We start from the raw sequence: 10,526 nt of genomic DNA, 5'->3' as shown, positions 1-10,526 counted from the left end.
GTATCCGACTTCGTTGTCCAAAACAGCGAATGATCCGAAAAGACCTGAATAAAGTCTGAAACAAGGGGCTGCCTCACGAAGGATTGCAAAATCCGAAAGAGGCAGCCCCTTCCCTTTAGAATCGACTGAGGGGGAAATGGCATCCTCCTTGATGGGTTTATCCCGGTAGGCCAGTCAAAGAGCATAATATCCCTTGCCTTACAGTAACTAGAAGGTCTATTTTGAAACTATAGGCATAGCTGGCAGCCTTATCCTGAAGAGTGCCTCCATCAAAACAAAAACACAGTATCATCATGAAAGTAAACATCACGAGAAGATCCTGGATCAAATCCACAACCGCAACACTGGCCTTGCTGGCGGCGGATCGCATGCTGCTGCCTGCCTGCGCCGCGGATAGCAAGGAAGTAAAAACGGACCACGCACCGTCGAAAGTCTGGATGACGAAGGAAATCTCACCCGCTTCTCTCATTGCTATCTACAAGGCTCTGGAGCATCCGGCGCAAGGGCGCGTCGCCGTCAAAATCAGCACGGGTGAACCCGGAGGCCATCACTTCCTGCAACCCGCCCTCATCAAGGATCTCGTTCACCATGTCAATGGTACAATTGTGGAATGCAACACAGCCTATGCCGGCAGACGCTCCCGCACTGAAGACCACCTGCAGGCGGCGAAGGAGCATGGATTCCTCGACATAGCCCAGGTCGATATCATGGACACCGAGGGAGAAATCAAACTCCCGGTCAGGGATATGAAACACATCAAACACAACCTCGTCGGATCGCATCTGAAGAATTATGATTTCATGATCAATCTGGCTCATTTCAAAGGACATGCCATGGGGGGCTTCGGCGGAGTGCTCAAAAACCAGTCAATCGGCGTAGCTTCCGCCAACGGTAAGGCCTACATTCACTCCGCAGGCAAGACAGCGGATGTTTCTCAACTCTGGGATAATCTCGGAGAGCAGGACGCCTTCCTCGAATCCATGGCCGCAGCCGCCCAGTCTGTCGCAGACTATTTCGGAGAGAAGATTCTCTATATCAACGTCGTGAACAACCTTTCCGTCGACTGCGATTGCGATGCCCACCCGCACGCTCCCGAAATGAAAGACATCGGTATTTTAGCTTCAACCGATCCGGTCGCCCTTGACCAGGCATGCCTTGATCTCGTCTTTGCAGTTACCCCTAGCGAGGGAGACGACAACAGGCCTCTCATCGAACGTATCGAAAGCAAACATGGTCGTCACACCGTGGACTACGCCGAACAAATCGGTCTTGGCAGCCGGAATTACGATTTGGTGATGCTCGAATAGCCGAGCATGCGGCTTGGGCATGATACGACCATGTTGAATCTCCGGGCGGCCAGTTCATTCAGCCAGAACATCCATTCCTCCCCTTCCCCGCCCCATTCGCGTGCATGCAGATGGGGGATTGGAGATCTTTGCAGAAAGCGTCCAGAGAAAATTGATGGAATTGCATATCCAATTCCACCCCAACAAACCAAGAAGTCCTCATTTGAACGGGAAGGTTGAGAGATCGCAAAAAACCGACAAAATCGAATTGTCTCACAAGAGGGAGGACTTTTGAGAACCCGTCTTTCTCATTTTTCACGATTTTTTTCAAAAATCAAAGGGACTGCCTCTTTTTAGTGAGACAGCCCCTTCTGTTACTTTATCTCTTGTTGTTACGGACTTTCCGGACGCTCTCAGAACGAGTAGCTCAACATAGCTCCGGCGGCGACGGTAAAATCTTTGATCGCACGGGATCCATAGAGTTCCGAGCCGTCTTTACGAGCACCGTTGCCGGACCAAATGGCACTGACGAAGGGACTGAATGTGAGATTCTTCGTCACGGAATACGGCAATTGCAGATTCAGAGAATAGGACTGCGAGCCGTTGGACATGCCAGGCGTTTTGGCATCGAAATAGCTGGCTGTGGACCAATATGTACCGGAAATAATGCCGGACAGACGCTGAGTCAGTTGTTTTTTGTAACCGACGGAAGCATCGAACCACCAGCCCGTCATTCCTGAGAAGGAATAGTGCGCGTTGGCACCCACAAACCATCCGTCCTGGCCGATGCCATTAATGTCATAACGGAATCCACCATTGAATTCCTGACTGACAGAGTGGTTTCCTTCCGCTTGGGAAATGATACCGGGGAGACCTCCCTGGAACAAGCCGTAACCGAGGCGAGCGGTTACATAGTTGTTCAGTTTGTTTTCGACACCGAGATTGAAGTCGAATTCATTGTCCTGAACAATATCTTTGTCCCAAATGGCTTTGTAGCCGAAATCCGCGGTAATATCGGTTGTTCTGGACACTTTGTAACGAGTATCCAAGGAAATCGGAGTCATGTTCTCACCATCAGACGTGGAAAGGACAAGTCCACGGAAATCATAGTTGGAGGAATAGCCAACATTCAGAGCACCACTAAACACCTTGGGAGCCGGTGGTACCGAAAGAGGCACGACAGGAGCAGCGGTCCCGGCCAAAGCAACGCTGGTCAGGGAAGCTACTGCAAGAGCGGCGGAGATGATATGTTTCTTTTGCATAATCGTTACAGGTTTGTATTGTTGTTAATCTAAAACGGTATGGAGCAATCTCCGAGAAGAGCACTTCCATACCGTTTATTATGAGGGAGTGCTATCGGGTTAGATCAACCCCGTTCCGGTTTCGTTCAAAAGCAAGAACCAAAATGTGACAGTATCTACACAATTTTCCTCTCGTACTCTTACGAAAAAAAGCGCCCTTCGGTCAAGAAGGGCGCCTGTAAAAATATGTGTTTCCTATTTAGAACGAGTAGGTAAGGCCGGCTCCTCCAACCAACGTAAAATTACGGTAAACATTGGAGCCATAATAGTCCCATCCCTTGGTCTTCATCGCACCGTTACCAAGCCATACCGTACTGACAAACGGGGTGAAGGTCAGATGCTTGCAGAGCTGATAGGGCAGTTCCAGTTTAAGGGCAAAGGACTGGGAACCATTGGCCATCCACGGCATCTGTGCATCGAAATAACTGGCCGTCGACCACCATGTACCGGACAGGATAGCAGCCAGTTTCTCCGAGATTTGTTTCTTGTAGCCGGCAGTAACGTCAAACCACCATCCGGTCACACCGTTAAAGGAATAATGGGCATTGGCTCCAACAAATACTCCCTTGGCGCCAACCGCACCAAAATCGTATTGGAAGCCTCCCATGAATTCCTGGGTTACGGAATGATTGTCCTTCCAACCCTTGGAAACCAAGCCGGGGAAACCACCCTGGTAAAGGTCGTATCCCAGACGTGTCGTCAGCCCCTTGGTGCATTTGGTCTCTACACCCAAATTAACGTTGAATTCATTGTCCTGCAGAATATCCTTGTCCCAAAGAGCCTTGTATCCCAAGCCGGCAGTCAGGTCGGTTTTGTCCGTCAGGCGGGTACGAGTATCAAGCTTGATCGGGGTCATGTTCTCTCCATCGGACGTCCTCAGGATCAAGCCTCGGAAGTCGTAATTGGACGAATACCCTACTGTCAAGTCACCGCTGAATATCTTCTGGGGCGCCGGAGCCGGAACGGGAACAACTGGAGCTTTCGGAAGCTCAATGCATTTCGTTCCTGCGAAGGCAGAGCTCGACAGAGCTGCTACCGCCAATGCTGCGGATAAAACATGTTTCGCTTGCATAATCGTTTTTTGTTTCCTTGTTGGTTATTGCAGATAAAAGCCTCCATCAGAACATTCCACCCCAGGGGGAGGATACCGATTCGAGCTCTTGATTGCCTTTTACGACAAAATCGTAACATTTGTAAAGGTAAATAATAAAATTTACCTAAATATTTCTATAAATATCTTACTGTAAAAAGATATACATCATCGGAGTCCAAACATTTCCACCGCAAATTTCCACATTTTCTCTGCTTTTCCTCGCCAAGGAAGAGGAAATTCGAGCACTTTCACCCTTTCCCCGCCCAACCGGGAACACAAACGGGGAGACGGATTGACCAGAATTTTCCACTTGGCAGCAAGCAACATGGGCAAATCGGCGGAACTATCGGAATAAGCAAAAACATCTTCCTCATCCACACAATCTTCCGAGAGGAGTTTCATGGCGCGGAGGCGCTCTACCTTGCGTTCTCCCTTGTTGTTGCCACCCGGCATGGATGGGAAAAAGGGGACTCGTTCTCCAATCTCGATAGATGTGGAGAGGACATCGTCAAAGCCCAGGCGCACCGCGATGGCATCCGCATAAAATCCCGGGGAGGCGGTCGCCATGATACATAGGTCTCCGTGCATGCGGTGTGCATCCAAACGTTTTTTCATCTCCGGGTAGATAAGAGTCCCCGCTACTTCATCGGCAAACGCCATGGCTAATTCCTCCAGCTTGGTTCGTGGCATCCTCCACAGATATCCCAGGAATATCCGTTTCATCCTGCCATCCCCCCAAAGACGCAACGTAGCCAGAGGCAGGCAACAAAAGAAAGGCAGGAACAACAGTCTCCTCCAAGGGAACCGGCGGCACACATATCCGGCAAACAAAACCTGGGTATCCCAAGCCAGCAATGTTCCATCCATGTCAAACAGAGCCAGACGGCGACCTTCCATACGATTTTCATCCATGCCGCTGTTATGCTACAGGAGGATGCTTCTCCAGACAAATAGAAAAGACCGTCCCGCACAGAACGGGACGGCCTCTTGAAAAATCGTTTTTGAACTGATTAACGGGAATAGAATTCCACGATCATCTGTTCGTTGACGATAGGTGCGATTTCTTCCTTGGAAGGAACGCGCGCTACCTTGCCGGTCAACTTGTCCTTGTCGCATTCAAGCCAGTCGGGAACCACAATCATCTGCGTAAGGTCAAGATTACGGGTAACGAGCTGCTGAGAGGAAGACTTGGCAGAAACGCTGATTACGTCTCCGGGGCGGCAATTGTAGGAAGCAACATTCACGCGATGGCCATTCACGAAGATGTGACCGTGGCTGACGATTTGTCGAGCGCCGGCACGAGTATTGCTGAAACCAAGGCGGTAAACGATGTTGTCCAAGCGGAGTTCCAGAAGCTGAAGCAGGATATCGCCGGTCACGCCACGACGGCGGGAGGCTTCCTGGTAGTATTTGCGGAACTGTCCTTCAAGTACTCCGTACTGGAAACGAAGCTTCTGCTTTTCAGCAAGCATCGTTCCGTAATCGGATTTCTTCTTGCGCCCAGCGCGCATGCCGTGCTGTCCCGGGGGGAACGGGCGGCGTTCGAGAGACTTGCTGGAGCCAAAAAGAGCTACGCCGAAACGACGGGAGACTTTATCGCGGGGTCCTGTATAACGAGCCATGATATGTAATCTAAAGTATGATAAATTCTAATGTACTCAACGTATCCGGATTAGACGCGACGAGCCTTGGGAGGACGGCAACCGTTGTGGGGAATCGGCGTCACATCCTTGATGGAAGTGATTTCGATGCCAAGGGTCTGGACGGCACGAACGGCGGATTCACGGCCGGAGCCGGGTCCCTTAACGCGGACTTCAGCTTCGCGCAAGCCATGGCTCATCGCCTGGCGGCAGGCATCCTGGCAGACAACCTGACCAGCGTAAGCCGTGCTCTTGCGGGAGCCTTTGAAGCCCATCTTGCCGGCAGAGGACCAGCCGATCACATTACCGCGTTCGTCAGTGACGCTGACAACGGTGTTATTGAAGGTGGAGGAAACGTGAACGATCCCTCTGGAAATGTTCTTGCTGCCCTTGGCCTTAAGGATTTTGACCTGGTCGGCAGAGTCGCCCAATCCGATTTCTGCGAAAATATCGCGGCGGGCTTCAGGTTTCTTTTCTTCGGCGGCGGGAGCCGGTGCGGGAGTAGCAGCAACATCCGTTTCTGCGGCTACAACGGGAGCCACGGGCTGTTCTGCAGTGTCATTGATGATTTCTTCAGCCATTGGAGGAAAACTTTAGTGATTAAATAATAATGTCTGCGGTTTACTTCTTCTTGGCCTGTGCACCGACGGTCTTCTTCTTGCCCTTGCGAGTACGGGCATTCGTGCTGGTACGCTGACCGCGCACGGGAAGGCCGCGACGATGGCGAATGCCACGGTAGCAGTTAATGGAGGTAAGGCGCTTGAGGTCAGCCTGCTTGTCACGACGAAGGTCACCTTCAATGAGGATGCCGGTGGACGTGATGGCCTGAACAATTTTGGTAAGTTGTTCATCCGTGAGCTGTCCCGTACGAATGTCGGGGTCGATTCCTGCTTGTTCCAGGATCTTCTTAGCGGTCTGGCGGCCAATACCGTAAATGTACGGCAAGGCTGCTTCGATGCGCTTTTCATTAGGTATTTCTGTACCGAAAAGGCGTGCCATGATGGTCTAATTTTGCTTGCGGTTAATAAGTTTACGCACCAAGCGCAAACTTGTCGGAGAAAGATTGTTACCAAATCACAGTACAATGACAAGCCTAAAACTGCCCTTCCCTATTTTTTCGGGCTCATTGGTACTTCCATGCAACAATCGATTTACGGAAAGATCTCACGGAAAAAAGTTTTTCCCCCCCTCGCAAACCAGTTGATTTCACGAGGAGGGGAGGCCAAATACTGTTACAACACGAATCTTCGATCAAAGATCATGCCTTCCACGGAATTATTTGAAAATTACTTCATGGATGGATTGGCCCGGCTGGGGATTTGTCGAAATCAGGCGGACAGCCTTAATCCCGCCCTTGCCCGTGAAAGTAGTAACGGCCTGATTCGGGACACTGCCCATGGTTTTGCTCCATGAGCCGTTGGATGCCTGTACCTGGAATTTGTAGGTGGCCGTCCCCACAATAATGACCTTGGTCGCCGCAGGATAATCCGTATTTTCCACAGTCACGTCAAAAGGTACGTCCGCACGATAGACTGTTGTCAAATTGCCATCCATGACGGCAGATTTGTTGTGGGTCATATTACGGGGAGGGACATCGAACTTGAACATGTTCAGTTTGATATCTTGAGTCTGAGATCCTTTATTCCTCAATTGAAGGGATTTGATCCCCTTGGGAAGTCCCGGTCCCTTGGTCACAAAAGCCTTGTTCTGGTATGGTTCCAGTTTCAAAACGACCGGAGATGCAGACGAAACGGTTTCCACGCTAACTTCCGCCCACTGGGGCAGATTGCCGTTGTCCAGATTCACTTCCATCCACGTCGCATCAACCGGTTCCGGCAGAGCCAATGTAATGGAATCTCCCTTCTTCATGGAATGGACCTCCATAACCTTATTGATTCCTATCATTTTATCGGTTTCCTGAACAGAGAGTGATGACAGGCCCGGGACCGTTGAAGAAGCCATAGCCGGCAACGGACAATTCACGGCGAACTCTCTGATAGCAGTCCAAACCGTATTACCCTTTTTGTCGGGGTTGACAAAATTGGGTTCGATAACACGATAACGCAAAGCCCTGGCCTGGACGGGAACCGTACTCTGCCAAAAAACCTGCCTGCCTGTGGTTTCCTTGCCCAGAGGCACCCATTTTTTCATATCCCTGCTGGCTTCGAGCTGCCCCTTGGCAACAAAGTCCGAGTCCTTATCATTCCTGCCCATCGTCAGAAGAACATTTTTGACCGGAACATTCTGTCCAAAATCCAGGCAATACCAGTCTCCGGGCTTTTGGTAGGAACCCGAGTGCCAGAACGTTTCGGATTTGCCATCCATCATGCGTTCAGAGTCAGCGTCAGAACCTCCCGAAACGGAGAATGTACCATGCATCGGCTTTCTGCCCGTCAAGGCAGTGAATTGTTCATCCGCTGCCATTTGGACAAGTTCCCGGGCCAGCGGAGTCATCACCAAAGCCCCTGTGGAAAGGCCTTTTCGCAAAAACTTCCCATCCGCCACCTGCTTATAATCATCCGGAATTCTGCCCATTTCATCCAGAGCAGAAACGGATTTTGCCAAATCGTTGATAGAATCGTTTTGCAGAGCGTTAATCGCGCCCATTCCGGCTATTCCCAATTGCCTGAATGCTTTCACCCAGGGCTGGATCTCATGAAGCAAGTCCGGGTTCTCCTTGGAATTCAGCAGAACATCGGCCGACTTGGCAATCTTTTCATATTCGCCGTAAACAGCCCCCTGAACCATGCCCTGCCTATTCCCGGATTTCAAATCTTCTTTGAGTTTGGCCACAGCCGGAGCAATATCGACGGATTCCTCCCGCCGCATCCCATGTCCCGAAGGGCCGATGTCGGAATTGTGGTCGGCAAAGGTCTGTATGGCTTCATGCGTCTGAGGATAGAGACGTTTAATACTATCCTTCCACGTCTTGTCCGAATCGTAGCCTTTAACATTCCACGCATAGTTGCCGATGCCGAAAATCCCGATTTTGGATGCTTCCGGTCTATCCATGGGGTTGGAAACAAAACCGCTCATGGTTTTCTCGATTCCATCATCCTGGCTCAGCCCATAGACACGTCCCATGAGAAGCTTGTCATGACAATAATCCGTCACTGGAAAATTCCACCAGATATAGACGGGACGTCCGAGATGGCCAGTTACCCACTCCTGGCCCTCTGTCGTAATATCGTGAACCACTGAATTGCCGGTCCACATGATTTGAGCGGAAGGTTCCATTTTCCCCAACTCCGACAAATTGTTCGCATTTGTCCAGGATCTGTTGTAACCCGATGGACAAAAGATCAGAGGGGCTACATCACCTTTTTTGTTAATAAAATCCTTATAGACAAGGCTGACAAGTTCAACCTGCTTGTCAATGCGGGCTGCTTCCCCTCCTACATCATCAAAGAAAAGACCGAACGAACGAACTCCCAGATCATACATCCATTCCAATTTCTGCAACACATTCTTCCTGTCTTCATCCGTCCATTTGATACTGAATCCGGGATGGAGAGCCCACACGAAATTGACATGGTTCCGTTTGGCGGTCTCGACAAGTTCTCTGATTTCGGCGGCTTCCTTGGCAGGATAAGGTTGGCGCCAGTGGTGGGAATGGTATTGATCGTCCTTGGGAGCATAGATGTAGGTATTCATCTTGTTCCGCCCGTAAAACTCAAGTTGCTTCTTTCTGGCCTCATGGCTCCAGTACATGCCGTAAAACCCTTCCACAGTACCACGGTTCAGAACGTCGGGCCAGTCGATGATATCGCATTCTGCCAATTCCCCAAGAGCTGCGATATCGTTCAACTCTTTACCGGCAAAAGGATCATTCTGAGCATATTTCCCTTTTTCAATTCCCTTCAGCAACTGAGACAGCGTCTGTTTGGCATAAAAAATTCCTAAATCATCGTGCGCGGCAACAGTAACCAATCCCGGTTTAACAGTCAGTCGATAAGCCCCCTGGATTTTTGGGACATCCTTTAATTGAGGAGCATTCGGCGTTTTTTTCCCATGAACGATCTGGACCTTAGCCGCCTTCACAAACTGGCCCGTAAATCCGGCCTTTTGCGGAGTGGGATAGACATCGGGTCCAGAAACGGACATCGCAGGAAGCGATACGGATAACGCCATGAGAAAAGCAGGGAGATGGAGTACACGCATGCTACTAGTGTATCCGAACGTCTCTCAGGGTATCAAGACGAAAACATCTCAGCACATCTCTTCTTCTCACGCCTTTTCCCGGCGTACGTTTATAATGAAGCACAACGAGCTTCCAGCCTTCCGGGGCTACTTCGCATTTTTTTCTGCTTCGTAAAGCTCTTTCGTCTGATAGAAGCGGACATAATCAACGAGAAATTTGACAGGATATCCCGCACCGTCTCCAGGAGCTTTTTCACACCATTCCCCTCCGACTGCAGAATTGAGAATCAAGTAGAAGGGAGTCCTGAAGGGATTGCCGGCGCCTCCCGGGTATTCAGTCTGTCCCAAGTCGATGGATTTTACCAACTTGTCATCCACCATCAGACGGATGGCATCCGGTGTCCATTCCATCACATAGAGGTGGAAATCATCCGGCAAGTGGGGGATTTTGACCGTTCCGCCTTTGGATACGTCTTGAAGTGAAACCCCGTCACGGCTCATATGGAAGGTCGAATAGACAGTATTCGGCTCTTGGGAAATATTTTCCATCATGTCGATCTCACCATTGGCCGGCCACGACCATTGGTTCTTTCCCAAAAGCCAGATAGCAGGCCAAATCCCCTTGGCTTTGGGGAGTTTGGCCCGCACTTCCAACCTGCCGTAATGGAACAGCCGGGTGTCCTTGGTCGTCACTGAACCGGAGGTATAAGGCATGTATTCCGTTTGCTGGATCCAACCTTTCCCCGAGGGATTGAAATGGATATTCTTAAAGCGCTCGAACCGTGTTTCGAGCACCAGACACCCCTTTTCCACCCGGATATTTTCACGCCGCCCCGTGTAGGTTTGCTGGGAACCGGCATTGCGGATCACTCCCAATTCCGGTTTCCATTTCGTAGTATCCAGACTATTGCCGTTAAATTCATCATTCCAGATGAGAGTCCATCCTCCAGGCAACTTTCGAGGAGGAGCTGCATCCGAAAATGTTCCGAAAACGGCAACAGTAAAAAGACAAAGAATAATTCCGGAAGCTTTCATGGAAGGATTTTCGAGGGTTCCTCAAATTGAT

Annotated in this window: 9 protein-coding genes and 1 pseudogene; 2 read left to right on the top strand and 8 right to left on the bottom strand. The window is 50.3% G+C overall.

Annotation, left to right across the window (positions count from 1 at the left end):
• Window positions 1-293: 293 nt before the first annotated feature.
• Both QET93_RS07325 and QET93_RS07320 read left to right on the top strand, forming a co-directional pair.
• The gene (locus QET93_RS07325) at window positions 294-1,307 is read left to right on the top strand and encodes a DUF362 domain-containing protein (protein ID WP_280132856.1); all 1,014 of its coding nucleotides are present in this window, start codon (window positions 294-296) and stop codon (window positions 1,305-1,307) included.
• A gap of 82 nt (window positions 1,308-1,389) precedes the next feature.
• Window positions 1,390-1,554 (top strand): annotated as a pseudogene (locus QET93_RS07320) (IS481 family transposase); the annotation flags it as partial.
• A 145-nt stretch (window positions 1,555-1,699) separates the two neighbouring features.
• Here the strand turns inward: QET93_RS07320 and QET93_RS07315 are convergent.
• The 8 genes from QET93_RS07315 to QET93_RS07280 all read right to left on the bottom strand — a co-directional run bounded on the left by QET93_RS07315 (window position 1,700) and on the right by QET93_RS07280 (window position 10,495).
• On the bottom strand, window positions 1,700-2,548 hold the full coding sequence (locus QET93_RS07315) for a hypothetical protein (protein WP_280126556.1): 849 nt from the start codon (window positions 2,546-2,548) through the stop codon (window positions 1,700-1,702).
• Window positions 2,549-2,786: 238 nt separating this feature from the next.
• The gene (locus tag QET93_RS07310; RefSeq protein ID WP_280126555.1) at window positions 2,787-3,659 is read right to left on the bottom strand and encodes a hypothetical protein; all 873 of its coding nucleotides are present in this window, start codon (window positions 3,657-3,659) and stop codon (window positions 2,787-2,789) included.
• 186 nt (window positions 3,660-3,845) lie between these two features.
• Window positions 3,846-4,592: an HAD family hydrolase gene (locus QET93_RS07305; protein WP_280132857.1), complete on the bottom strand. Its 747-nt coding sequence runs from the start codon at window positions 4,590-4,592 to the stop codon at window positions 3,846-3,848.
• A 98-nt stretch (window positions 4,593-4,690) separates the two neighbouring features.
• Window positions 4,691-5,302: a 30S ribosomal protein S4 gene (gene rpsD / locus QET93_RS07300; RefSeq protein WP_280126553.1), complete on the bottom strand. Its 612-nt coding sequence runs from the start codon at window positions 5,300-5,302 to the stop codon at window positions 4,691-4,693.
• Between the two features lie 50 nt (window positions 5,303-5,352).
• A complete protein-coding gene (gene rpsK / locus QET93_RS07295; protein ID WP_345783061.1) occupies window positions 5,353-5,901 on the bottom strand; it encodes a 30S ribosomal protein S11 in 549 nt (182 codons plus the stop codon).
• A 40-nt stretch (window positions 5,902-5,941) separates the two neighbouring features.
• A complete protein-coding gene (gene rpsM / locus QET93_RS07290; protein WP_280126552.1) occupies window positions 5,942-6,319 on the bottom strand; it encodes a 30S ribosomal protein S13 in 378 nt (125 codons plus the stop codon).
• 276 nt (window positions 6,320-6,595) lie between these two features.
• Window positions 6,596-9,481, bottom strand: a complete 2,886-nt coding sequence (locus QET93_RS07285; RefSeq protein WP_322189924.1) for a beta-N-acetylglucosaminidase domain-containing protein — start codon at window positions 9,479-9,481, stop codon at window positions 6,596-6,598.
• Between the two features lie 126 nt (window positions 9,482-9,607).
• Window positions 9,608-10,495, bottom strand: coding sequence for a glycoside hydrolase family 16 protein (locus tag QET93_RS07280; protein ID WP_280132859.1), 888 nt, complete (start codon window positions 10,493-10,495; stop codon window positions 9,608-9,610).
• Between the last annotated feature and the right edge of the window lie 31 nt (window positions 10,496-10,526).

This window comes from Akkermansia sp. N21116 (assembly GCF_029854705.2).
Classification (GTDB): Bacteria; Verrucomicrobiota; Verrucomicrobiia; order Verrucomicrobiales; family Akkermansiaceae; genus Akkermansia.
Note: the sequence above shows the minus strand (reverse complement) of the source record. Positions and strands in the feature narration are given on the sequence as shown.